24 protein-coding genes are annotated in these 23469 nt (G+C 53.5%); 20 read left to right on the forward strand and 4 right to left on the reverse strand.

The genetic code is table 11. The annotated features are described in order from the left end of the window. The first annotated feature begins 6 nt into the window (after positions 1 to 6). From M6D81_RS20490 to M6D81_RS20535, 10 genes are all read left to right on the forward strand, one after another. Positions 7 to 342, forward strand: a complete 336-nt coding sequence (locus M6D81_RS20490) for a ribosomal-processing cysteine protease Prp (protein ID WP_262678880.1) — start codon at positions 7 to 9, stop codon at positions 340 to 342. Positions 343 to 392: 50 nt separating this feature from the next. Next, on the forward strand, positions 393 to 704 hold the full coding sequence (rpmA, locus tag M6D81_RS20495; protein ID WP_262678881.1) for a 50S ribosomal protein L27: 312 nt from the start codon (positions 393 to 395) through the stop codon (positions 702 to 704). Positions 705 to 831: 127 nt separating this feature from the next. After that, positions 832 to 1569 (forward strand): Spo0B domain-containing protein, encoded by a 738-nt coding sequence (locus M6D81_RS20500; protein WP_262678882.1) that lies wholly within the window; start codon positions 832 to 834, stop codon positions 1567 to 1569. A 13-nt stretch (positions 1570 to 1582) separates the two neighbouring features. Beyond that, positions 1583 to 2905: a GTPase ObgE gene (gene obgE, locus M6D81_RS20505; RefSeq protein WP_262678883.1), complete on the forward strand. Its 1323-nt coding sequence runs from the start codon at positions 1583 to 1585 to the stop codon at positions 2903 to 2905. Between the two features lie 113 nt (positions 2906 to 3018). Beyond that, positions 3019 to 3456: an ACT domain-containing protein gene (locus M6D81_RS20510; protein ID WP_262678884.1), complete on the forward strand. Its 438-nt coding sequence runs from the start codon at positions 3019 to 3021 to the stop codon at positions 3454 to 3456. Between the two features lie 31 nt (positions 3457 to 3487). Next, positions 3488 to 4774: a homoserine dehydrogenase gene (locus M6D81_RS20515; protein ID WP_262678927.1), complete on the forward strand. Its 1287-nt coding sequence runs from the start codon at positions 3488 to 3490 to the stop codon at positions 4772 to 4774. Positions 4775 to 4782: 8 nt separating this feature from the next. After that, positions 4783 to 5787: a homoserine kinase gene (gene thrB, locus M6D81_RS20520; RefSeq protein ID WP_262678928.1), complete on the forward strand. Its 1005-nt coding sequence runs from the start codon at positions 4783 to 4785 to the stop codon at positions 5785 to 5787. Beyond that, positions 5784 to 6656: a prephenate dehydratase gene (gene pheA, locus M6D81_RS20525; RefSeq protein WP_262678885.1), complete on the forward strand. Its 873-nt coding sequence runs from the start codon at positions 5784 to 5786 to the stop codon at positions 6654 to 6656. The genes thrB and pheA overlap by 4 nt, the downstream gene beginning before the upstream one ends. Before the next feature lie 36 nt (positions 6657 to 6692). Beyond that, complete coding sequence (gene ilvE / locus M6D81_RS20530; RefSeq protein WP_262678886.1) at positions 6693 to 7574, forward strand: branched-chain-amino-acid transaminase; 882 nt, start codon at positions 6693 to 6695, stop codon at positions 7572 to 7574. A gap of 901 nt (positions 7575 to 8475) precedes the next feature. Continuing rightward, on the forward strand, positions 8476 to 10662 hold the full coding sequence (locus M6D81_RS20535; RefSeq protein WP_262678887.1) for a LysM peptidoglycan-binding domain-containing protein: 2187 nt from the start codon (positions 8476 to 8478) through the stop codon (positions 10660 to 10662). 315 nt (positions 10663 to 10977) lie between these two features. Here the strand turns inward: M6D81_RS20535 and M6D81_RS20540 are convergent, their stop codons facing one another. Together M6D81_RS20540 and M6D81_RS20545 are read right to left on the reverse strand one after the other, a co-directional pair. Next, the gene (locus M6D81_RS20540) at positions 10978 to 11607 is read right to left on the reverse strand and encodes a TetR/AcrR family transcriptional regulator (RefSeq protein WP_262678888.1); all 630 of its coding nucleotides are present in this window, start codon (positions 11605 to 11607) and stop codon (positions 10978 to 10980) included. 92 nt (positions 11608 to 11699) lie between these two features. Beyond that, complete coding sequence (locus M6D81_RS20545) at positions 11700 to 11921, reverse strand: hypothetical protein (RefSeq protein ID WP_262678889.1); 222 nt, start codon at positions 11919 to 11921, stop codon at positions 11700 to 11702. 504 nt (positions 11922 to 12425) lie between these two features. Between M6D81_RS20545 and M6D81_RS20550 the strand changes: the two genes are divergently transcribed. From M6D81_RS20550 to yajC, 8 genes are all read left to right on the forward strand, one after another. Next, entirely contained in the window at positions 12426 to 13079 is a 654-nt protein-coding gene (locus M6D81_RS20550) for a BofC C-terminal domain-containing protein (protein ID WP_262678890.1), read from the forward strand. Positions 13080 to 13216: 137 nt separating this feature from the next. After that, positions 13217 to 13720 carry a crossover junction endodeoxyribonuclease RuvC gene (ruvC, locus tag M6D81_RS20555; protein WP_262678891.1) on the forward strand — a complete coding sequence of 168 codons (504 nt, stop codon included), beginning with the start codon at positions 13217 to 13219 and terminating at the stop codon, positions 13718 to 13720. Continuing rightward, the gene (ruvA, locus tag M6D81_RS20560) at positions 13717 to 14346 is read left to right on the forward strand and encodes a Holliday junction branch migration protein RuvA (RefSeq protein WP_262678892.1); all 630 of its coding nucleotides are present in this window, start codon (positions 13717 to 13719) and stop codon (positions 14344 to 14346) included. Before ruvC ends, ruvA begins: the two co-directional genes overlap by 4 nt. An 18-nt stretch (positions 14347 to 14364) precedes the next feature. Further along, positions 14365 to 15369, forward strand: coding sequence for a Holliday junction branch migration DNA helicase RuvB (gene ruvB, locus M6D81_RS20565; RefSeq protein WP_262678893.1), 1005 nt, complete (start codon positions 14365 to 14367; stop codon positions 15367 to 15369). A gap of 23 nt (positions 15370 to 15392) precedes the next feature. Further along, positions 15393 to 17507: a SpoIID/LytB domain-containing protein gene (locus tag M6D81_RS20570; protein WP_262678894.1), complete on the forward strand. Its 2115-nt coding sequence runs from the start codon at positions 15393 to 15395 to the stop codon at positions 17505 to 17507. A gap of 9 nt (positions 17508 to 17516) precedes the next feature. Continuing rightward, positions 17517 to 18563, forward strand: a complete 1047-nt coding sequence (queA, locus tag M6D81_RS20575) for a tRNA preQ1(34) S-adenosylmethionine ribosyltransferase-isomerase QueA (RefSeq protein WP_262678895.1) — start codon at positions 17517 to 17519, stop codon at positions 18561 to 18563. 24 nt (positions 18564 to 18587) lie between these two features. Beyond that, a complete protein-coding gene (gene tgt / locus M6D81_RS20580) occupies positions 18588 to 19724 on the forward strand; it encodes a tRNA guanosine(34) transglycosylase Tgt (RefSeq protein ID WP_262678929.1) in 1137 nt (378 codons plus the stop codon). A 20-nt stretch (positions 19725 to 19744) separates the two neighbouring features. After that, positions 19745 to 20056, forward strand: coding sequence for a preprotein translocase subunit YajC (yajC, locus tag M6D81_RS20585; protein WP_410795769.1), 312 nt, complete (start codon positions 19745 to 19747; stop codon positions 20054 to 20056). A gap of 45 nt (positions 20057 to 20101) precedes the next feature. Here yajC and M6D81_RS20590 read toward each other — a convergent pair whose 3' ends face one another. Then, entirely contained in the window at positions 20102 to 20500 is a 399-nt protein-coding gene (locus tag M6D81_RS20590; RefSeq protein ID WP_262678897.1) for a TIGR04086 family membrane protein, read from the reverse strand. Between the two features lie 206 nt (positions 20501 to 20706). Here M6D81_RS20590 and M6D81_RS20595 point away from each other — a divergent pair, with 206 nt between their 5' ends. Next, positions 20707 to 21471, forward strand: a complete 765-nt coding sequence (locus M6D81_RS20595) for a YetF domain-containing protein (protein WP_262678898.1) — start codon at positions 20707 to 20709, stop codon at positions 21469 to 21471. Here the strand turns inward: M6D81_RS20595 and spoVB are convergent. Continuing rightward, positions 21464 to 23044, reverse strand: a complete 1581-nt coding sequence (gene spoVB / locus M6D81_RS20600) for a stage V sporulation protein B (RefSeq protein ID WP_262678900.1) — start codon at positions 23042 to 23044, stop codon at positions 21464 to 21466. The two genes, M6D81_RS20595 and spoVB, sit on opposite strands and share 8 nt — an antisense overlap. Positions 23045 to 23203: 159 nt before the next feature. Between spoVB and M6D81_RS20605 the strand changes: the two genes are divergently transcribed. Continuing rightward, on the forward strand, positions 23204 to 23443 hold the full coding sequence (locus M6D81_RS20605) for a post-transcriptional regulator (protein ID WP_262678901.1): 240 nt from the start codon (positions 23204 to 23206) through the stop codon (positions 23441 to 23443). The last annotated feature ends 26 nt before the right edge of the window (positions 23444 to 23469 follow it).

The raw sequence follows: 23469 nt of genomic DNA on the forward strand, positions 1-23469 counted from the left end.
GTTCCGATGATAAACGTTAGCATCGTGAGAAGCGGCGAGCAAAGACGCATCGTATCGTTCGCCATTACGGGACATGCCAAGTATGCAAAGCCCGGCAAGGATATTGTATGTGCAGGAGTGTCGGCCGTATCGGTAGGCACTGTCAACGCGATTGAAACTTTGGCGGGGGTTCAGCTTCCGGCACAGATGCAGAACGGCTGGCTGTCCTCGGAAATTCCGGAGCTTCCGGATGCCGATCTCGACGGCAAGGTGCAGCTGCTTCTTGAATCCATGCTTGTGATGCTGGATACCATCGTTCAATCATACGGCAAGTATGTCGCTATCCGCGAAGAGAAGCTGTAAGCTTCCTGCCACGGTGCGGCATAAGTAACTATCGGAAGGAGGAACATCTCATGTTGAAACTGAATCTTCAGTTGTTCGCTTCCAAGAAGGGCGTAGGTTCCACGAAGAACGGACGCGACTCCCAATCCAAGCGCCTTGGCGCTAAGCGTGCGGACGGTCAAATCGTATCCGGCGGCAGCATTCTGTATCGCCAGCGCGGAACGAAGATCCATCCCGGAACGAACGTAGGCATCGGCAAGGACGACACGCTGTACGCGAAAGTGGACGGCGTAGTGAAATTCGAGCGTTGGGGACGCGAGCGCAAGAAAGTGAGCGTATACCCGGTTGAACAGGCTCCTGTAGCCGCAGCAGTGGAAGTATAATGCACATAGGAAAAGCCTCGGCCGACAACGCTTGGTCCGGGGCTTTTCGTTTTTTGGTAATGACCGGGCAGACCCGGCATGTTATACTGGATAAGCTAGGAAATTAGACGAAGGTAGGGTTCGTGCAATGGGACGCTTAGCATCACTCAAGTATGTTGCGGCGACATCCCTTCTGCTGCCGGTTAGCGCTGCGCTAATGTGGCCGGGAAGGCTATGGATCGTAGCCGTCTTAATTGCCTGGCTTATCGCTGTATCCGCATTGTGGATCAAGGCGGAGAGAATGAACTGCCAGGATCGGATGAGCAGAACTGTCCATGCGATGCAACATGCAGGCATCCGTACGCTTAATCATCACCGGCATGACTGGATGAACGATCTTCAGGTGCTTTATGGCTACATAAGGCTGGATAAGCTGGATAAGAGCATACAATATGTGGAGAAGATAAGAGAGAGAATGATCGGCGAAAGCGCGGTCGCCAAGCTCGGCGTTCCATCGCTCGTCAGCTATATCCAGTCGTTCCGAACGCTGACCAATTCCTTAACCCTTGAAGTAGTCATTCAGGAAGGCCTTAATCTGAGGGATATGGCGCTGGATGAGGAAGGTGTCGCACATACGATTATGGAGACGATCAACGCATATCGCTTCGCAGCCAAGACGGGCTACGAGGCGCCAAGCATGCTGAGGGTGGAACTCAGTCACGACGATGCTGCATTGTATGCGGCTTTCTATTATGAAGGCGAACTGATCAATGAACAGCAATGGAAGCAAAAAATACAACAGCAGTTGATGGGCGCACCCATGAAGCCTGTAGGCAAAGAGCATACTGTGACAAGTATGCTGCTTCGGGCGGAGATGCGCGCCTGAACGGAGGCAAGACATGTTTGTCGATAAAGCGAAAATATTTGTGAAAGGCGGCGACGGGGGAGACGGCATCGTATCCTTCCGCCGTGAGAAGTACGTGGAGAATGGCGGCCCTGCGGGCGGCGACGGCGGCAATGGCGGCGATCTGGTATTCCAGGTGGACGAAGGCTTGCGCACGCTGATGGACTTCCGCTATCAGAAGCACTTCAAGGCGCAGCGCGGAGAACGCGGGAAGGTCAAAAGCATGCATGGCGCCAGCGCGGATGACACGATCGTCCGCATTCCGCCGGGCACGGTCATCGTAGATGACGATACCGGTGAGACGATCGCAGATATGACGCGTCACGGTCAGAAGGTTATTGTCGCCAAGGGGGGACGCGGCGGACGCGGCAATTGCCGGTTCGCTACGCCGACGAATCCGGCACCTTATATCGCGGAGAATGGCGAAGAAGGCGAAGAGCGGTGGGTTGTGCTGGAACTGAAGGTGATGGCCGACGTAGGGCTGGTGGGCTTCCCGAGTGTGGGCAAGTCTACGCTGCTGTCGGTAGTATCCGGCGCGAAGCCGAAGATTGGCGCTTACCACTTCACGACGCTGTCGCCCAATCTGGGCGTGGTGGATGTAGGGGATGGCCGCAGCTTCGTCATGGCGGATCTTCCCGGTCTGATCGAAGGCGCGCATGAAGGCGTAGGACTGGGTCATGAATTCCTGCGCCATGTGGAGCGGACACGGGTGATTGTCCATGTCGTGGACATGAGCGGCTCGGAAGGACGCGATCCCTTCGACGATTGGAAGAAGATCAATGAAGAGCTGAAGCTGTACAATGCGAAGCTTGCGGATCGGCCGCAGATCATCGCCGCGGGCAAGATGGACATGCCTGATGCGGCCGACCAGCTGGAGCTGTTCCGGGAGCAGCTGCAGGAGGAAGGCTATCAGAACTATACGATCATGCCAATCTCATCCTTGACGAAGCAAGGCATACAGGAGCTGCTGTACAAGGCTGCGGACGTGCTGGATGAGACGGCGGATACCGTAGAAGTGGAAGAAGTGAAGGAAGTCGAGGAGCGCAAGGTCTATACGTTCGAGAGCAAGAAGGAAGCGGACTTCACGATTCGTCGCGACAATGAGGAGTACGTCGTGGAGAGCGAGGAGATCAAGCGTTATATGAAGCGATTCAATCTGAATTCGTACGATGCCGTCATGCGCTTCGCCCGTATGCTTCGGAAGATGGGCGTGGACGACGCGCTCCGGAAGCGGGGCGCCAAGGACGGCGACGTCGTTCGCATCGAAGACTATTCCTTTGAATTTTTTGAAGGCACCGATTATAATCCGTACGATTAATCCTATAGACGACAGCTGTCGTCTTTTTTTTCGAGCAGCCTATTGCCGTAATGTCTCGCAAAGGTTATAATGTCCACTATAGAAGAACAATTGTCTTTTTGGGGAGGACGAATGTGGCTGAGCGCTATTATGTCGTTCGAGAAGAGCTGTTGCCTGAAGCGATGATGAAGACGATTCAAGTGAAGGAAATGCTGGACAGAGGCGAGGTGGCCACCGTTCATGAAGCTGTGGAGCGGGCGGGGCTGAGCCGAAGCGCATTTTACAAATACAAGGATGGCGTATTCGCTCTGAATGAAATCGGTCGGGAGAGAATTGTGACGATCGCGATGGACTTGGAGCATCGCTCCGGCGTATTGTCGAACGTGCTGGCACTAATGGCCAGTCTGGAAGGCAACGTCCTGACGATGAATCAGAGCATACCGCTGCAAGGCTATGCCAACGTCGTTGTATCCGTGGATATATCGCAAGTGACCAGAGAGCTGTCCGAGCTGATATCGCTGCTTGGCAGCCAGCCGGGCGTCAGGAAGGCAATCGTCATCGGGCAGGGCTAACAGAGGATGAGAGAGGATGGATGAAGCAGAGATGAAACCGGTGAAGATAGGATTATTAGGGCTTGGAACGGTAGGCACAGGTGTAGTTCGTCTGGTAGAAGGTCATCAGGAGGACCTGCAGAACAGTTCAGGATCGCCGATCGTTATTGAGAAGATATTGGTGCAGAACAAGAGCAAGGAGCGCGATATTAATGTATCGCCCGACAAGCTAACGGAAGATCCTTGGGAAGTGATCAAGGACCCTGCCGTCGACGTGATTGTAGAAGTGATGGGCGGTGTGCAGCAGACGAAGGAATACTTGCTGGAAGCACTGTCGCTGGGCAAGCATATCGTGACAGCCAACAAGGACTTGATGGCGCTGCACGGCCCCGAGTTGCTGGAGATGGCGAAGGCGCATGGCTGTGATGTCATGTATGAGGCGAGCGTAGCAGGAGGCATTCCCATTATCCGCACGCTGATCGAAGGCTTCTCGTCCGATCGCATTACGAAGATTATGGGCATCGTGAACGGAACGACGAATTACATTATGACGAAGATGAGCCAGGAGGGAGCCGCTTACGCCGATGTGCTGAAGGAAGCGCAAGAGCTCGGTTATGCGGAATCCGATCCGACCTCCGATGTAGAGGGGCTGGATGCCGCCCGCAAGATGACGATTCTGGCGACGCTCGGCTTCCGCGCCAACGTCGACCTGTCGGATGTGTCCACCGAGGGCATATCGAAGGTGACGAAGGAGGATATTCTGTACGCGAAGCGTCTGGGCTATGAGGTTAAGCTGCTTGGTATTGCCGAGCGCCAGGACGATCTGATCAGCATTAGCGTACAGCCTACGATGGTGAAGAACACCCACCCTATCGCATCCGTGAACGGAGTCTTCAATGCGGTCTACGTGTATGGCGAAGCTGTGGGCGAGACGATGTTCTACGGTCCCGGCGCAGGGGAGCTGCCTACGGCGACGTCCGTCGTCGCGGATCTGGTAGCCGTCGTGAAGAACCTGAATCTGGGAGTGAACGGCAAGAACAGTGCAGTTGCGTACAAGGAGAAGAAGCTGAAGACGGATGAGCAGATTTCCTCGAAGTACTTCATGCTTCTCCATGTAGCGGACCGCGCGGGCGTATTGGCGCAAATTACGCAAATATTCGCGAAGTACGAGGTCAGCCTGGACGCGGTGCTGCAGCAGCCGAATCCGGCCAATCCGGCGGCGGAGATCATCATCATTACTCATGATGCCAGTAAGGCATCTGTCGGCAAGGTGCTGAAAGCGTTCGAGGAACTGGACGTCATCTTCAACGTGAAGAGCGTATATAGGGTTGAAGGCTAATGAACGGGATGAATGCGCAAGGTCGTAAAGTGATCGTCAAGGTGCCGGCGAGCACGGCTAATCTGGGACCGGGATTCGATTCGCTCGGAATGGCATTGTCGCTCTATACGTGGATCGAGATGAAGCAGTCCGATGAGACGGTGTTCCATCTGCATGGCGAAGGCAAGGACGAGTTGCCCCGGGATAAATCCAATCTGGTGTACAAAGTGGCCCAGATGGTATTCCTCGAGGCAGGCGTCAGCGTGCCGGAGCTTGAAATCGCGATGTACAGCGAGATTCCGCTGACGCGTGGTCTGGGCAGCAGTGCGACGGCGATTATCGGAGCGCTGGCGGCGGCCAATGCGCTGATCGGGGAGCCGCTGAGCAGGGACCGGCTGTTCCAGATGGCGACGGCGCTGGAGGGGCATCCCGACAATGTCGGAGCTTCGCTATTCGGCGGCATTATCGTCGCCGCCTGGGACGGCGAGACGGCGCAACATGTGCGCCTGGAGCCGCCATCCCAGCTGGAGACGCTGGTGGCCATCCCAGCGTTCCAGCTGTCCACGGAGAAGGCGAGGCATGCGCTGCCTTCCGGGGTAAGCATGGCCGACGCCGTGTTCAACGTCGGCCGCAGCTCGCTGCTCGTCGCCGCACTGGCCAGCGGCGAGCTCGGTCTTATCCGTCATGCGATGCGGGACCGGCTGCACCAGCCCTATCGGGCGGCGCTCATCCCCGGCATGACGGAGATATTGGAGCGCGCCGCCGAGTACGGCGCGCTTGGCGCGGCGCTTAGCGGGGCCGGGCCCACGCTCATCGCATTCGTGGACGCCGCCGGCAGCGAGAAGGCGGCGCTGGAGAGCTTCCTGCAGCGGACATTGCAGAAGGAAGGGATTGCGGCGGAGACGATGTGGCTGGCGCCATGCTCTGCCGGACCGGAGATTACCGTCGTCGACGAGGTCGCGCCTGAGAGCGGCAGCTATCAACCATCATGGCAATCACTGCTGGATGTCGTCAAAGGAGAAGTCAAGGCATGAAAAGAATCGCGTTGTTGCCGGCAGGTTCCGTATCTGACGAGGCAGCCAAGCAGTTTTTCGGAGACAAGGAAGTGGAGTGGGAGCATCATCGGCTCATCGCTGACGTGTTCCAGGCAACGGAGAGAGGCGACTGTCATTATAGCGTCATTCCCATCGAGAATACGATAGAAGGTTCCGTGAACCTGCATATGGACTGGATCGTCCATGAAGTGGATCTGCCGATGCAGGCGGAGTGGGTGTACCCCTCTATTCAGAATTTGATCGGCCGCCATGACGAACTGGAAGACGGGAATGGCAGCTTCGATTATTCCTGCATACGGAAAGTAATCAGCCATCCCGTCGCCATGGCGCAATGCCATCAGTTCTTGCGCACCTATATACCGCATGCGGAGAAGGAGCATACCGGCAGCACGGCGGAGGCGGTCCGGTATGTGAAGGAGCATCCCGGCGAAGGCATTGTGGCGATCGGCACGGGAAGAGCGGCGGTGAACAATGGGCTGGACGTGCTGGCGAAAGGGATAACCGATCACGACAACAACTATACCCGCTTTATGCTTGTTGGGCCGGAGCGTTACACGGCGCGGCAGTCGGAGCGGATCAAGACAAGTATCCTGATTACGCTGCCGGAGGATTATCCCGGGGCGCTTCATCAGGTGCTCTCTGCATTCGCTTGGCGGCGGATCAATCTTTCGCGGATCGAATCACGGCCGACGAAGAAGAAGCTGGGCAACTACTATTTCTATATCGAGATTGAGATGTCGCTGGATACCGTACTGCTGCCTGCCGCACTGCAGGAAATTGAAGCGATTGGCTGCCAAATTCGCATTTTGGGTTGTTATCCGAGCTTTTCTTATCAACAGCTGTTATAATAAAGGGGTATATCATTCGGAGGTGTGGGCGTAGGTATGGCACAGCAATGGATTTATCTGAATGGAGAATTCGTAACGAAAGAAGAAGCTACAGTATCTGTATATGATCATGGCTTTCTGTATGGCGACGGTATTTTCGAAGGTATCCGTATTTATGACGGCAATATCTTCAAGTGCAAGGAGCATCTGGACAGACTGTATGATTCCGCAAAGTCGATTATGCTGGACATGCCGTTGACGCTGGATGAGATGCAGGAAGCGCTTGTAGAGACGATTCGCCGCAATGAGCTGCAAGACGGCTATATCCGTCTCATCGTATCCCGCGGGCCGGGCAATCTGGGGCTTGATCCGAAGCGTTGTCCGCAGGCATGGGTGATCATTATCGTGGAGCAGCTGGCGATATATCCGGAGGAGGCTTACAAGAATGGTCTCGTGTCCGTCTCTGTATCGCAGCGTCGCAACATCCCTGATGCGCTCAATCCGAAGATCAAGTCGTTGAACTACCTGAACAACATTCTGGTGAAAATCCAGGCGAATCTTGCGGGCGTGGGAGAAGCGATCATGCTCAATTCGCAAGGGTACGTAGCGGAGGGCTCCAGCGACAATATCTTCATAATTAAGAACGGCACTGTGTTCACTCCCCCTTGTTATGTCGGCGCTCTGGAAGGCATTACGCGGGCGGCAATTATGGATCTGTGTCGGAAGCACGGCTATGCGCTGAAGGAAGAGCCATTCACGCTGCATGACGTATATGTGGCGGATGAAGTGTTCTTCACGGGGACGGCGGCTGAGGTTATCGCTGTTCGTGAGGTGGATGGCCGCACGATCGGCTCCGGTCAAGCGGGTCCGATCACGACTCACTTGCTGAAGGAGTTCCGCAGCATTGTCACTGTCGACGGCGTCAAGGTTTACGAATAAGTCGGACACACATGATTTGGGTAACGATTAGAGGACTGTCTCCTGCTGGGGACGGTCCTTTGTGCGTTGGCAGCTCTTCGTACGAATAGGTGAAAGTCCCTAGCGCGCCGCGAGGTGGCGGGAGCGCATAGCTAATTGGTAGCGCGCTGGCCGTGGGGCAGGGTGCGGAGGACCAGAAGACAAGCTGCATTACCAGGTGTCAGTCCGTCTGTCTGTCTATCTGTCTGCCGAAACGGGATATCCAACCATGCAAAATGTCGCATAATCAGTAGCAGTGTATCGGAATAGGCATCGCTCTCCCATCAACTCAGTAATGGGGGGGACAATGCAGCATGATCAGAGTTAGAGTAATCGAACAGGCATCGCACTCCCATCAACTCAGTAATGGGGGAGAATACAGCATGATCAGAGTTAGAGTATTGGAACAGGCATCGCTCTCCCATCAACTCAGTAATGGGGGGAGAATGCAGCATGATCAGAGTGGGTATGCAGAGTAATTAAAAGTGATCAGGCGATTGACCACAACACATGTGAGCAACTGATCCATACACTATTCCTGAGATAATGGGAGAGCGAGGAGGTTCGCAAAACATAGATACAGTGCTGATCAGCATCATGAAGGGTATCTATTTAACAGATGGTGAATCTGGTCAGAGCAATCTTCGCACTAACAACTTGGACTGGTCGAGTGCTGCGCGGGTTCGTGCAGCGGTACTTTATGGGGAGTGCGGACCGGACCGGTGCGGGTTAAAAGTGGCTCATGTTTGCTGACAATAAAATTAATGGAGAGATTTTTATGGAAAGAGGCGACACTCGCCCATGTTCTGCATAGGATATAGAGATTGATAACGGGCATTAGCCTTGCCTGCTTATCCAGAACGTGACGGGAGGGTATCGTCGAGTGAAAATCCATATTGTGAAACAGGGCGACACATTATACTTTATCGGACAGAAGTACAATGTTTCGCTTGAGGAAATCCTGCATATGAATCCGGGAATATCGAACCCGGATGCGCTGGAGGTCGGGATGAAAATAAAAATCCCGTCCGGACATCCGGCATCCGGCGGCGGAATGAGCGAGATGGACATTATGCACCAGCATATCGTGAAGCAAGGAGATACATTGTGGAAGCTGTCCAAAGCGTGGGGAGTTCCGCTTGCTTCCATGATTCACGCCAATCCGCACTTGAAAAATCCAAATGTCCTGCTTACCGGAGAAGTAATCAACATTCCGAAAGCGAACGCGCAAATTCCCGCTACAACAGGTCAGTACGGGGCGCAATCGACAAGCCCGAAGTCGTCTTTTATGCAAGGGGTGCAGGGCTTTGTCGGCAAGATGTCGACGGCTCCTGTAGTAGGGAAAACGTTAACGGGGCTTGCGGCGGGCAAAAAAAACACGGCGCCAATGGCAGAGAAAAAACCGACGGGTCCGATCGTATCGCCTGTACCGCCTGCTAAACCGGAAGCTAAGGTAGAGCCGGAAGCGAAGAAGGTGGAGCCGCTGGCAACAAAGAAGGAGCCGGAAGCGAAGAAAGTAGAGCCGTTGGCAACGAAGATGGAGCCGGAAGCGAAGAAAGTGGAGCCGTTGGCAACGAAGATGGAGCCGGAAGCGAAGAAAGTGGAGCCATTAGCAAAGAAGATGGAGCCGGAAGCGAAGAAAGTAGAGCCACTGGCCTCGAAGGTGATGCCCGAGTCAACAAAGGTAGAGGCGCAATCCGCGAAAGTGATGCCTCAATCGAAAAAGATGGAGCCGCTAGGCTCAAATATAGGTCCAAGCGGAGGCAATATGCAGCCGCTGAGCAATATGGGTCCAAGCGGAGGCAATATGCAGCCGCTGAGCAATATGGGTCCAAGCGGAGGCAATATGCAGCCGCTGAGCAATATGGGTCCAAGCGGAGGCAATATGCAGCCGCTGAGCAATATGGGTCCAAGCGGAGGCAATATGCAGCCGCTGGGCAATATGGGTCCAAGCGGAGGCAATATGCAGCCGCTGAGCAATATGGGTCCAAGCGGAGGCAATATGCAGCCGATGTCTAATGTTGCACCATATTCGGCGGAAAATGCGGGGAAGGTATCTCCATATAGCGGTAAGGGGAAAGGAAAGGAGCTTCCGCTACAGCAGCAAAGCGCGCAGGAAGTAAACCCGGTCAATTCCGAATATATGCAGAGCATGAATCTGTTTCAGCAGTATCAAGCACCCGCTTACGATATGATGCAATACGATTATCCATCTTCACCTAACGAGAACATGTATATGCCCATGGGTAAAGGAGAAGTGGACGCAACAGCTTACGGCTTGAAAGAAAAGGCGACGATTTCTCCATACGGTGACATGGGGGGATATGATTGCCCGCCCGGTATGGGGTATCCGATGCAGCCAGCCTTAATGCCATATGGAGCAGGTCCCGGCTGGGGTTATGGCAATCCTATGGTCAACGTTATGCAGCAGGGCGGCAATATGGCTAATCCCGGCATGATGCCTATGGCTAACGCATCAAATGCGGGCATGATATCGCCACTGTCGAATGCATCGAATGCGGGCATGGTATCGCCACTGTCGAATGCATCGAATGCGGGCATGGTATCGCCGCTGTCGAATGCATCGAATGCGGGCATGATATCGCCGCTGTCGAATGCATCGAATGCGGGCATGGTATCGCCGCTGTCGAATGCATCGAATGCGGGCATGATATCGCCGCTGTCGAATGCATCGAATGCGGGGATGATATCGCCGCTGTCGAATGCATCGAATGCGGGAGCGATCTCACAACTCTCCGCCATGTATCCGCAGGGATTTCAAGGATTCTCGAATGCCTATCCAACAGAAGGATATCCACCTTATCCTCCCATGTGGTCCTACTCAGGGGAAGCCGATCAAGAACAATCCGCTCAAACCAATGCCAAGGGAGACTGCGGTTGCGGTGGTGAGCGGAAAGAAGACGCAGAAGAATTGGATGGACTCCCGGGATCAGTAACCCCAGTGAAGAAAAAAACTCGCAAAAAAACGAAAAAAGCCGTCATTCGAACAATAGCGCCAAAGCCGAAGAGAAGAACGACATATGGAAGCAGACCATGGCTTAATCATTAGGAATATAGACTTAGGAATGTAGACGATTACCAATATAGAGCTGCGCTCAAGCTAGTCATGACTCTTTGAGTAGTTGCCCATCAATTAAAGAAGCGAATTAGAGGAGTGGCGGTATCAGTTGGGAGTGTTTCTCCCTTCGGTACCGTCATTTCGACGTTTTGGCCGATTGCCCCTGCTTAGCGAAAAAGAGCAATTGGCAGAGGCTGTATGTAACCAAAATGAGCGATAATCCGCAAGGTTCTGTGGATCATTGGCATGTAAGAAAGCTGTATGTAACCAAAATGAGCGTTAGCCCAAGACTATTGCTGGTTGTACTTATGTGTCAAGCGAGGGGCTAGCTCGGAAGGTTTCGTTCAGTAGATCAATATAACGATCGAGATTGCTCATAACTTCGTCCTTGTCTTGTTCTTCACCGGGTACAAATAGGTTGTTAAAGCCAGCAAGCATATAGGAGATTACCCGAACAAGAAAGTCTTGCGGCAAATCGGAGCGAAGCTCGCCTCTGTCAATCCCATCCTGAATCATCGCATTTAATTGCACGTTCAGATCCACCTGCAGCTTCTGGCGAACCGCCTGGACCGCCGCCTCGCTTTTTTCCTTCATGAGCATGCGGATAAGCCGGTCATAGACGGGGTGATCCGTTGCGAAGTCGAAACCGAGCTTGGCCTGAAGCTTGAACGACTCGAAAATGTCCATCTTCCCTATATCGTGAGCCGCTTCCGTGAGCCGTGACTCGACATAAGCCCGCTTGGCCTCGGCAGCTTCTTTGAGCACGGTAAGGTATAGCACCAATTTGTCATTGAAATGATGATAAAAAGCGCCTTTGCTGGATTGTGACTGATGAATAATCTGATTAATGGACGCTTCCTCGTAACTCTTCTCAGAAAACTCAATCAGAGCATGCTGAACGATTAATTCCCGCTTCTTGCTTCTTCTTGCACTCAATCCGAAAACCTCCTAACGGCAATTGCAGTTTTAAAGGTCTGACTGTAAAATCCCCACTCATCGTATTTCACGAAAAACCGCTTGTCAAACCTTTACTGCTTGCCGGTTATATATTTATAGGTCAGTTGCATCACTTCCCGTATATTGTCTCTATCCTCACAATATTTGGAATATTTTACTTCTCGGTTGTTCTCATCGAAATAACAATCCGACTTTAGGCCGAGCTCTGGGGAGACAGCCAGATAGGTGTACGTTTTTGCCATTTGCTCCGGCGTAAGCGAGCTTCTGCTCTTCAATCTGTAAACAAATGCCAAGAAGGGCTTCAGCTTCCCTTATCGTGAAAGATCCACTTGAACATTTGTAACACGAATGCAGTTCACAGTTATTTTCGTCATCGAGGTCTACTTGCCCGTTATTAAGCATATCCCTCTGTTCATTCCGATGCTCCTTTCATATTTTGCGTATATCCAGTTTCTTGGAGGTGAAAAAATGCTTGAAATAACCAATCCCACAATTGCGGGAACCAATCAAAATAGACTACCCTGTTTGATCTGTGTTGACGCTGGCTTTAAACGTTGTTAAGGCGATGGAATACTCGTAATCAATATCGTGGCAACCTCCTAAAGGAGCAAGCATGTCAATTTGGAATTGCTAGAACAGACCGCGTAGTCTGTTTTGGTTATTGTATTCCCGCAACGCTAATGTGTCAATCCGTGTTATGCTGCATTGTTGATCTGCTGCTGCATGCGTTGTTCGGCTGCATAATAAAGTGCAAATCGCGCAAACTATCCAAAAAAAGCGCAAAGGGGCCAATCCTTATGATGGCATTACGAATGTGGAAGCGACTGAAAAAGCGTTTGCGCCGCTCGCGGGGGCCGCTGTGGGCATTGGGCGGGATCTCCGCCATATGGCTGGTAATTGCGATAGGCGGGCTGGGATTCCAGCCCGTCTTGCATGCTGCCAGCGTGAACGGCGGCGTGAACGACAATCTGCGATTCAGCCTATCTTTACCCGAGCAAGAAGCTGCAGTGGAGGTTCTGTTGAAGCGTGTCTATATTTGCGGGGAGGAGACGGAATCGCTTGGGCGAATGACTGCCCGTCAACTTTCCCTTCTTCTTCAAGATCACCGCGAATGGAAGGTTGGCGCCAATAAAGATGCAACGACCGTTCTTGTTCAGGAAATTAACGACCTGTCGGACTATTGCAAATCCAATGCTTACTTTGGCATAGATCGCGATGGCAATCTTTCCTTATATGACGGGCTTCCAAAGGAAGAAAAGGTGCTAAGGACATTTTTTCAGCTGGATATCGAATTTATGGAGAGCAGCTTGCCCAAGGAACAGCTTCGCTCTCTGACGGCCGGCATTCGCATCTCCGACATGGATGAATACTATAGCGTGCTTTCGACGTTTAGCGATTTTGCAATGGAGCAGAACACGAAAGTGATGGAACCGATCCGAACTGCGCCATAGTTGTAAAGCCGCACTGCATCTACCGGCACGAGTGAATACGCCGGCTTCAATCTCCATCAAACGTCCGTTCTCATTTCAAGCAACTTTTGCTATAATGAAGGGCAGGCATGAAGAGATGAGAGATAGGAGCTGGCAATTTGCGTGTGTTGGGAATAGACCCCGGAATAGCGATCGCGGGGTTCGGATTTATTGATAAACAAGGACATAAGCTGACTCCTGTGCAATATGGCGCGATACAGACGGAAGCCCATACTCCGCAGGAGGAACGCTTGCTGCAAATCTATGAATCTGCCGGAGCGCTGATGGATCGCTATAATCCGGATTCCGTTGCGGTCGAGAAGCTGTTCTTCAATCGCAACGTGACGACGGCTTTCGCTGTCGGACAGGCGCGGGGAGTCATTATATTGGCCGCGGCACAGCGCGGGCTGCCCGTGGCGGAGTATACGCCGCTGCAGGTGAAGCAATCCGTCGTAGGATACGGGAAAGCGGAGAAGCGCCAAGTGCAGGAGATGGTGAAAATGTTTTTGAAGCTGTCCGCCGTTCCGAAGCCGGATGATGTGGCGGATGCGCTGGCAGTAGCCATATGCCATGCCCACTCCGCGACAATGACTCAAAAAATTAACGAGGTGACCCGTTCATGATCGATTTTTTGCGCGGCAAAATCATACATATCGATGCAGAGTACGTCGTTGTTGATGTTCGCGATATCGGATATCGCGTTTTTACGCCCAATCCTTATGAATTCGCCGGGAAGGATGAAGCGGCGACGATCTATATTCATCATCATGTGCGGGAGGACGCCATTCTACTCTATGGATTCCTGTCGCGAGAACAGCAGACGCTGTTCCGCAAGCTGCTGGACGTATCGGGCATCGGACCGAGAGTGGCGCTTGGCATCCTGTCGGCAGGGCGTCCCGAGACGGTCATTGCCGCGATTCAACAGGAGAATATCGGTTTCCTGACGAAGCTGCCCGGCATCGGCAAGAAGACGGCCCAGCGCATGATCCTGGATTTGAAGGACAAGCTTCTGGGAGCTTCTGATGCGGCCGGCCTTGCGGCAGCGGGAATTGTATCGGAGCTTGCGGGCGATGATGGCGGACAAGGGCACGGGACTGCCTGGCAGGAAGCCCGCGACGGCCTTGCCGCGCTTGGTTATACCGCTTCGGAGCTGGATGCGGCTTGGAACAAAATGAAAGATTCCGTCACTCCGGAAGAGACGGTAGACGCCCTGATGAAGAGGGCGCTTCAGCAGTTGTTCAAAGGGTAACGGAAAGGAGAGGGAGCTATGGATGACCGGATCGTATCCGCGAACCTGATGATGGATGAACATGCCGTCGAGCTGAGCTTGCGCCCCCGATATCTCGCGGAATATATCGGGCAGAGCAAAGCGAAGGAAAATTTGAAAATCTATATCGAAGCCGCCAAGCTCCGCAAGGAAGCACTGGATCATGTACTTCTCTACGGCCCTCCGGGTCTTGGCAAGACGACCTTGTCCAATATTATCGCCAATGAGCTTGGCGTTAACCTGAGGACGACGTCGGGACCGGCTATCGAACGCCCCGGCGATTTGGCGGCACTGCTGACCAATTTGCAGGAAGGCGACGTTCTGTTCATCGATGAAATTCATCGACTGCACCGTACGGTTGAGGAAGTGCTTTATCCTGCGATGGAGGACTTCGCTTTGGATATAATGATCGGCAAGGGGCCAAGCGCACGCTCCGTCCGGCTGGATTTGCCGCCGTTTACGCTAATCGGCGCGACGACGAGAGCGGGACTTCTGTCCGCGCCGTTGCGGGACCGGTTCGGCGTCGTCAGCCGACTGGAATTTTATACTGTGGACGAGCTGGCTTTTATTGTATCGCGTGCTGCGGAAATATTGGAAGTGAGCATCGTTGGTGAAGCTGCGTCGGAGATCGCCATGCGCTCCAGGGGGACGCCGCGGATTGCGAACCGGCTTCTGAAGCGGGTGAGGGACTTCGCGCAGGTAAGAGGTGACGGCATCATCACGCATGATATCGCGCAGTCGGCTTTGTCGCTTCTGCAAGTCGATCCGCAAGGGCTGGACGACATCGATCACAAGATGCTTCGTGCCATGATGGTTACTTTCTCGGGCAGGCCGGTCGGACTGGATACGATCGCCGCGACAATCGGGGAAGAGAGCCAGACGATTGAGGACGTCTATGAGCCGTATCTGATGCAGATCGGATTCCTGCAGCGTACGCCGCGGGGCAGGATAGCCACAGAGAGCGCCTATCGCCATCTGGGACTGCCTATGCCCACGGATCGTTAACCCAACTAGAGAGGAGAGAAATCATGACTTCCGGTAAGACAGTTCGCATTTATCTGATCACGTTATGTGCCATGCTATGGACTGCCGCGATCGGCGCACAGCCGTCCTATGCGGCGGTTCCGAAGATGGATACGATCCGGGTGGCGATGTATATCAGCCTGCCGGGCAAATACCAATCTACTACGCCGGCTGCCACCTTCTCATCACAAGGCGGAATAGTTGTTAGCTTGCAGCGGGAAGGCGGCAATTCGCCGTGGTTCCAAGTAGAGCCGACAGAGAAGGCTCGCTTCGCGCTGGACGATTACGGCGTGAAGCTGCTGGAGACGGGAGATCTCGCCGTTGCGCAGCAAGCGCACACTCATATCAGCGCCTCGGGAGGAGCATCTTCGATCATCTCCTTGTCCAAGAAGGGGAGAGAGGTCTATCAGCTTCGCGAAGGCGGCTACGCCAGTGAAGGAGAAGCTGCCGCAGCGCGCAAGCGGTGGGAGAGCGATACGCTGTTGAAGGCGATGACAGGCGGATTCAAGGCGGAATTGTTAGGCCCCCATTATCTGCAGTCGCAGCCGCTGAAGACGAGGGCGGAAGCGGAAGGCGCGGCCCTCGCGTACGGCAAGACCGGCGTTGACGCCTATGTAGGCATGAAGGCGGGAGAGGACGGTTCACCTCATTATTTCGTAGCCGTTGGCCAGGCCCCCTCGCCGTCGGCTCTGAAGGCGGTCGGCGCCGCCGCATCCGCTGCTGCGGGCACAGTTGCCCTTAAGGCCATGAGTCAGGACGAGCCGTATCTGATCATGCAGCGTGACCACACCAGAAGCGGAGGCGGCAATGCGGCCGATTCCCGATATCTGGTTCCCGCCGGCGGCACCAAAGTATGGCTGTCGCCAGCGGGAGAAGCGCATATACGGTTGGAGGAGCGCAGCAATCGTACATATAGAGGGCAATTCGAGGTAAGCGGCTTCCAGAATAAGCTGGCCGTCGTGAATGAACTGCCGCTGGAACAGTATTTATACTCTGTCGTGGCAGTGGAGATGTATCCATCTTGGCCGCTGGAGGCGCTGAAGGCGCAAGCGGTGGCGGCTCGATCGTTCGCTGTTCGTGGCGGTACGGGCTTCCAGATCGCGCATGTTGTGGATACAACCCTAAGCCAGGCTTATTACGGGACGGAGAAGGAGCACCCTTCCACTACGAAGGCCGTGGATGAGACGAAGGGAGAAGTCGCTCTGCACAATGGAAGCATCATTGAAGCTCTGTATTCGGCCAATAGCGGCGGCATGACATCGGATGCGGCAGAAGTATGGGGCAATTCCATCCCTTATTTGCAGCCGGTTGCAAGCCCCGACGATTCTGCAGAAGCAGGCTTGCTTGATTGGTACCATGTCGTGCTTCCGGACGGGAAGCTTGGATATGTACGCGAAGATCTGGTAGAGGATACCGGGCAGACTACAGCTGCAGGAAGCGCCTTGTTAAAGGTGAAGACGGACGGGACCAACATTCGCGTGCATCCCGTTATTCAGTCCAGCGTGCCAGTCGTGGCGCAGGCGAATCAAGGAACGCGTCTCATCGCGCTCGGCAAGGTGAAGGAATCCAATCCCATGAACTGGATGCGGGGACCGTTCACGGGAGAGCAGTTGCAGACAAGCTTGAACGCGAGGCTGTCGGATAAGCTGACGGAACCCGTACATTCCCTGGAGGTGAGCGCTCGAGGTCCTTCCGGACGCGCCACAGCCATTGCCGTGAACGGCGAGGAACTGCCGCTGAAATCTCCGGATTCCATCCGTTCCATGCTGGGTGTTGGCGAATCGCTGCCCAGCACCAAGCTGGACGTGACGGAGATTGGCAATGCCGTTATATTGGGCGGCGGGGGACAACGTTCGTCAGCTGCAAGCCATGACGGGCTGCATATTCTCGGTGCCGATCATCAAGGAAGCGTTCATGACGACAGCCATTTATTCATAATGGATAGCGAAGGGGACATTGCTGCAAGCCCGATGGAACGCTCCTTTCTGTTCACGGGACAAGGCAACGGACACGGCGTAGGCATGTCCCAATACGGCGCTCTGAGCCTGGCTCAGCAAGGGTATGACTATCAATACATTTTGCAATACTATTACAAAGGGATAACTATAACTAAGGAATGATAATAGAACATGAATGTTGATTGGTTTGACTTCGAACTGCCGGATCGGCTGATCGCCCAGACTCCGCTCCAGGATCGCACGGCTTCCCGACTGCTCATGCTGAATCGCCAGACGGGCGGTGTGGAGCATGGCAGCTTTAGGGATCTGGAGGATCGGCTGTCGGCGGGCGATGTGCTGGTGCTGAACAATACAAGGGTTATTCCGGCCAGATTGATCGGCTATAAGCCGGATACGGGCGCCAAGGTAGAGCTGCTGCTTCTGAAGCAGCTTGGCGGCGACCGCTGGGAAGCGCTCGCCAAGCCGGCCAAACGGCTGAAGAAGGGAGCGGTAATGGCATTCGGAGAGAACGCTGAAGGCTTGCCGCTGCTGAAGGCTGTAGTTGAGGAAGAAGGCGAGATGGGCGCTAGAACGATCACTTTCTCTTACGAGGGCATATTCCAGGAGCTGCTTGACCAGTTAGGCGAGATGCCGCTTCCGCCGTACATCAAGGAACGGCTGGAGGAGTCTGAGCGCTACCAGACCGTATATTCCCTGCATGAAGGCTCGGCGGCGGCGCCGACTGCGGGCCTGCACTTCACGAAGGATATGCTGGATCGGATACAGAAGAAAGGCGTTAAGCTGGCATATGTCACCCTTCATGTCGGCTTGGGCACATTCCGGCCGATGTCCGTGGAGCGGGTGGAGGACCATGAGATGCACGCTGAGTTCTATCAGTTGGACGAGGCTAATGCAGCGCTGCTGCAGGTAGCACGGGAGCAAGGAAGAAGAGTCATTGCGGTTGGCACGACTTCGGCCAGAACGTTAGAGACAGTGGCGGACATTTGCGGCGGCGGGCCGATTACCGCTTGCAGCGGTTGGACTTCTATCTTTATTTTTCCGGGCTACTCCTTTAAACTGGTAGATGCGCTGTTAACCAATTTCCACCTGCCCAAATCGACGCTTGTCATGCTTGTAAGCGCACTTGCGGGTCGAGAACATATCATGCACGCTTACAAGGAAGCGGTGGAGCGGGAATATCGGTTTTTCAGCTTTGGCGACGCCATGTTTATCTACTAACTAAATAAAGAATAGGAAGCGTGAATAGTGGCTGTAAAATACGAGTTTATTAAACAATGCAATCAATCGGGCGCCAGACTGGGCCGTGTGCATACGCCGCATGGCATCATCGATACACCTACCTTTATGCCTGTAGGGACGCAAGCGACGGTCAAGACGATGAGCCCGGAAGAGCTGAAGGCGATGGACGCCCATATCATTCTGAGCAATACGTATCATCTGTTCCTTCGTCCGGGCCATGAGATTGTGAGGAAGGCGGGAGGGCTGCACAAGTTCATGAACTGGGATCGGCCTATATTGACCGACAGCGGCGGATTCCAGGTGTTCAGCTTGAGCGCGATGCGCAAAATTACGGAGGAAGGCGTGCAGTTCCGTTCCCATCTGAATGGCGACAAGCTGTTCATCGGACCGGAGACGGCGATGGAGATTCAGAACGCACTTGGCTCAGACATTATGATGGCTTTCGACGAATGTCCGCCCTATCCTGCGGAGTATGAATACGTCAAGCAATCGACGGAAAGGACGTCCAGGTGGGCGGAGCGATGCTTGAAATCGCATGCCCGTCCGCAGGACCAAGCGCTGTTCGCCATCGTTCAGGGCGGGATGCATGAAGATTTGCGCGTTCAGAGCGCAAAAGATTTGACTTCCATGGATTTCCCGGGGTATGCTATTGGAGGATTGAGTGTAGGCGAGCCTAAGCATCTTATGTATGAGGTGCTTGACTATACAGTGCCGCATTTGCCTTCGGACAAGCCGAGGTATTTGATGGGAGTCGGCTCACCGGATGCATTGGTTGAAGGCGCTATACGGGGCATTGACATGTTCGATTGCGTATTGCCGACCCGGATTGCGAGGAACGGTACGACAATGACCAGCGGAGGAAGGCTTGTCATTCGGAATGCCAAGTTTTCCGAGGACTTCGGTCCACTGGACCCCAATTGCTCCTGCTACACTTGCACGAACTATTCCAGAGCGTACATTCGTCACCTGCTGAAGGCCGACGAGACGTTCGGCATTCGTCTGACGACTTACCATAACTTGCATTTCTTGCTGCAGCTCATGCGGGATGTACGCCAAGCGATTATGGAGGACCGGCTGCTCGATTTCCGGGATTCCTTCTTCGAGGCGTACGGACTTAATGATAATGAAAGAGGATTTTGAAAGGGGTGAATGCAATGTCGATGTGGTTAGCCACGGATGGTGGTCAGCAGACAGGGAACATCTGGGCTCTAATCTGGCCGTTTCTACTCATGTTCGCGGTATTTTATTTCTTGCTTATCCGTCCGCAGCAGAAGAAACAGAAGCAGCGCAATTCGATGCTGAACGAATTGAAGAAGGGCGATAAAATTACGACTATCGGCGGCCTTCACGGCACGATCGTCGAGATCACTGACGACACGATTGTTCTTCGCGTCAACGATACGACGAAGATGACGTTCGAACGCAGCGCGATCAGCAGTATTGTATCTTCTGCTCCTGCCGCTTCCGAATAAGGAACCGAAAGGTCTGCAAGCTTCGAATAGCTTGCAGACCTTTCTTCATCTGCTCATATTGACTCCGACCATTCCTCCAAGCGTACCCGCCAACAATACGACGCCTAGCATTAGGATGCTGTGAAACGAGATGGATGCATTAACGGCAAGGAAGCTGACAATGATCACAATTATGCCGTACAGAACGCCGAGCAGCGCCCCGTTGTACCAGCCGCGCCTGTACGATCGCTTGCCGCAAGTAAAGCCGCCGGCCAGCGACGAACAGCCATGCACGATCATGGCATACGTGCCCAGCTCGCTTTCCTTCATATCCGTAAGATGCAGCAGCAAGGACAGCAGCAGCGCACCAGCTGCGAGCCAGATCAATGCATAGGCAAGACCCGCCAACATCGGCATGACGATAATGGGGGCTTGCTGAGGTTGAGATTGCTTGACAGAGTTCATACCAGCCTACTCCTCCTATCCAATAGCCCTTAATATTACACCATATGGCGAAGGCGGCCGGATTAGTACAAGTTGCCCCGGAATATTCCTGCCATATATTCGCGTTCCCCGTTCCGAATGAATGCGTTCCTCACAGGTCAGAATAGCTGTACAGATCAGGTTCAGATGCTGTTAACAGCAAGCTCATGTAAGGAGGAGCTCGACCGTTGGAACTATGGAGCATGATCATTCGAACGATATTGATTTATTTCATCATCACCTTAATTATGAGGCTGATGGGCAAGCGTGAGATAGGCAAGCTGTCGGTGCTCGATCTTGTCATCTCCGTCATGATTGCAGAGATAGCGGTTATCGTCATTGAGGATATTCATCGTCCATTATGGGAAGGTATTGTGCCCATGATTATCCTTCTGGTCATACAAGTGGGAACGGCATTAATGACGATGAACAACCGCAAGCTTCGATTGCTGTTCGACGGCAAGCCGAGCGTCATTATTGCGAAGGGCAAGATCGACAGGGAAGTGATGAAGAAGCAGCGTTATAATCTTGACGATCTGCTGCTGCAGCTTAGAGAGAATCAGATTACATCCGTAGCGGATGTGGAATTTGCCATACTGGAAACAAGCGGTAAGCTGTCCGTCATTCCGAAGGAGGGAAGAGCCGCGCAAGAAGCGGACGAGGGAAGCAAGACGCCCGATATCAATGTGGAAAAAAGCAGTTTAACTCCCTACCCAAGAGGAAGGGAAGAGATCATTCCACGCGGCTTCCGTTATGAAATTTTGCCCATTCCCTTAATAATGGACGGCAAAGTACAGGATGAAAATTTGATCAAAATAGAAAAAACTAGATTTTGGCTGAAAAATGTGCTGCAAGAGCAGGGCGTAGTAAGCTTCAAGGATGTTTTTCTATGTACCATTGACCATAAGGGCAAGCTGTTCGTCGATATTCATACGCGAAAAAGAACTACTTGAACCATTTCCCAATGAATGGAACCCTTGCAACATCATAACGGTCAATAATGCGCATCCAAATCATCAACAACAGGTAAATGGCTCCACCGGCCATGCAGGCGATGAGCATGTTGATCCATTCCATCGTTAGGGGCTGGTGGGTCATAATCCACTTGGCTGCGCCGGCCATAATGATCATGGCGGCTCCAACCTTGAAGAAATCGGGAATGTTCATCCGGTAGCCGATAAAGCGCAACACGCTAATGCCATGCAAGACAGTGACGAGAATAATGTTCACATTAATGGCAATGATGGCGCCGTTAATGCCCAATTCCGGCCGCGAAGCAAGCTGAACGATTAGAATCAGCTTGATTGCCGCGCCAATAAAGGTGTTCATCAGCGCCGTTCCGGGCTTATCCAACGCTTGCAGAGCGGCCTGGAGCGGGGCTTGCAGGTAGATAAACAAACCGACAGGCGCGAGCAATTGCAGCATGGGCGCTATTTCGGCATGCGCATAGACGATCCGGCATATGGGCTCCGCGAAGAGGCCCATAACGACGATGAACGGCGCTCCCGCGACAAGCGAGAGCCGCATGGATTGGTGTAGGCGCTTATGAATGAGCGCCTTGTCCCCCTTCGCAGCCGCCTCCGATAATGATGGAACGAGCGATACGGCAAGCGAATAAGTCAATGCGGTAGGCAGGAGCAGGAGCGGGATGATCATGCCCTGCAGCGCGCCGTATTGCGCCGTTGCGATGCCGGTGGCGATGCCTGCGGTTGCCAGACTTCGCGAGATGAATATGGACTCCAGCAGATAGGATAGCGAGCCGACCATTCGACTGCCCGTAACAGGCACTGACAGCCCAAGCAGCCTGCGCAGGACGGGCGTCGACGGACTGTCTGGCTCTTCGGACAAGGCGCCGGCGTTTGGCCTAGAAGCGGCACCGGCTCTCTTCGTCTGCTTTCTGTTGCGGTGGTAAAGCCAGAGGAGCACAGCGAGACTGCCGATCTCCCCGGCGACGACGCCGAGCATGGCACCGGCAGCACCCCACTCCAAGCCATAGGGGAGCAGTATATACGCCAGTGCGAGAGAGGCGATGATGCGAATGACAGTTTCTACTGTCTGCGATACGGCACTTGGTATCATATTCTGCATACCTTGGAAGTATCCGCGGTACACGGAGGAGATGCCGATAATGATCAGCAGCGGAGACATCATCAGAAAGGAGTAGTAGACGCGCGAATCCGGCAGTATATAACGGATTATGAAAGGTGCGAACAGCAGCATGCCAATCGTTAAGACCGCTGCAAGCGAGACGGTTAGCGCCATGGCGGTTCGGAATATTTGCTTGACTCTCCGATGATCCCCTTTGGATTCCGCTTCGGCGATCCATTTCGCGATGGCTAGCGGTATGCCGCCTGTAATGATTGTCAACAGGACAATCAGGAACGGATAGCTGAGCTGATAAATGCCGACGCCTTCCGCTCCAATGATGCGCGGCAGCGTAATGCGGGGGAGAAATCCCAGCAGCCGATTCACAATGCCGGCTATGAGCAGTATCATGGCTCCTTTAATAAATGATTGTTTCGTCATGGCTTCCTCTCTCATCTCCTTGTGGCACGCCTGTACTACTATCTTTATGCGGCATGTCCGCTTGCATGTCTGGCAATTTTCACTCGCGCCTTGTCAAGCAGGAGATCGGCCGGATATGGCGAATATAGTAGGCGAACAGCAATCTATGGGGGTGCAGCGATGCAAGAGGAAGAACTGGCAGCAATCATCGAGGAGTTATGTCACAGCAAGGCGGAAGAATTCAGACTCCTCGGCTACGAGCATGTGTCGGGACAAGAGGTGTGGGCTTGCGTCAATGCCAAGTACGCCAAGAAGGGAATGCCGGAGCTGCACCAGTTGGTTAACGATATTCTGTCGCTGAAGGTGACGCAGTTTATGAACTTTTTAACACTCAGCGCCTATAAAGGAGACCCTATTTAACTGTCATGCGGTCTCTTTTTTTTGAC

Source organism: Paenibacillus sp. J5C2022 (assembly GCF_025567625.1).
GTDB lineage: Bacteria > Bacillota > Bacilli > Paenibacillales > Paenibacillaceae > Pristimantibacillus.

Coding starts and splice junctions, on each gene's coding strand:
- M6D81_RS20490 (WP_262678880.1), top strand. CDS start 7: ATGATAAACGTTAGCATCGTGAGAAGCGGCGAGCAAAGACGCATCGTA.
- rpmA (WP_262678881.1), top strand. CDS start 393: ATGTTGAAACTGAATCTTCAGTTGTTCGCTTCCAAGAAGGGCGTAGGT.
- M6D81_RS20500 (WP_262678882.1), top strand. CDS start 832: ATGGGACGCTTAGCATCACTCAAGTATGTTGCGGCGACATCCCTTCTG.
- obgE (WP_262678883.1), top strand. CDS start 1,583: ATGTTTGTCGATAAAGCGAAAATATTTGTGAAAGGCGGCGACGGGGGA.
- M6D81_RS20515 (WP_262678927.1), top strand. CDS start 3,488: ATGAAACCGGTGAAGATAGGATTATTAGGGCTTGGAACGGTAGGCACA.
- thrB (WP_262678928.1), top strand. CDS start 4,783: ATGAATGCGCAAGGTCGTAAAGTGATCGTCAAGGTGCCGGCGAGCACG.
- pheA (WP_262678885.1), top strand. CDS start 5,784: ATGAAAAGAATCGCGTTGTTGCCGGCAGGTTCCGTATCTGACGAGGCA.
- ilvE (WP_262678886.1), top strand. CDS start 6,693: ATGGCACAGCAATGGATTTATCTGAATGGAGAATTCGTAACGAAAGAA.
- M6D81_RS20550 (WP_262678890.1), top strand. CDS start 12,426: ATGATGGCATTACGAATGTGGAAGCGACTGAAAAAGCGTTTGCGCCGC.
- ruvA (WP_262678892.1), top strand. CDS start 13,717: ATGATCGATTTTTTGCGCGGCAAAATCATACATATCGATGCAGAGTAC.
- ruvB (WP_262678893.1), top strand. CDS start 14,365: ATGGATGACCGGATCGTATCCGCGAACCTGATGATGGATGAACATGCC.
- M6D81_RS20570 (WP_262678894.1), top strand. CDS start 15,393: ATGACTTCCGGTAAGACAGTTCGCATTTATCTGATCACGTTATGTGCC.
- queA (WP_262678895.1), top strand. CDS start 17,517: ATGAATGTTGATTGGTTTGACTTCGAACTGCCGGATCGGCTGATCGCC.
- yajC (WP_410795769.1), top strand. CDS start 19,745: ATGTGGTTAGCCACGGATGGTGGTCAGCAGACAGGGAACATCTGGGCT.
- M6D81_RS20590 (WP_262678897.1), bottom strand. CDS start 20,500: ATGAACTCTGTCAAGCAATCTCAACCTCAGCAAGCCCCCATTATCGTC.
- spoVB (WP_262678900.1), bottom strand. CDS start 23,044: ATGACGAAACAATCATTTATTAAAGGAGCCATGATACTGCTCATAGCC.
- M6D81_RS20605 (WP_262678901.1), top strand. CDS start 23,204: ATGCAAGAGGAAGAACTGGCAGCAATCATCGAGGAGTTATGTCACAGC.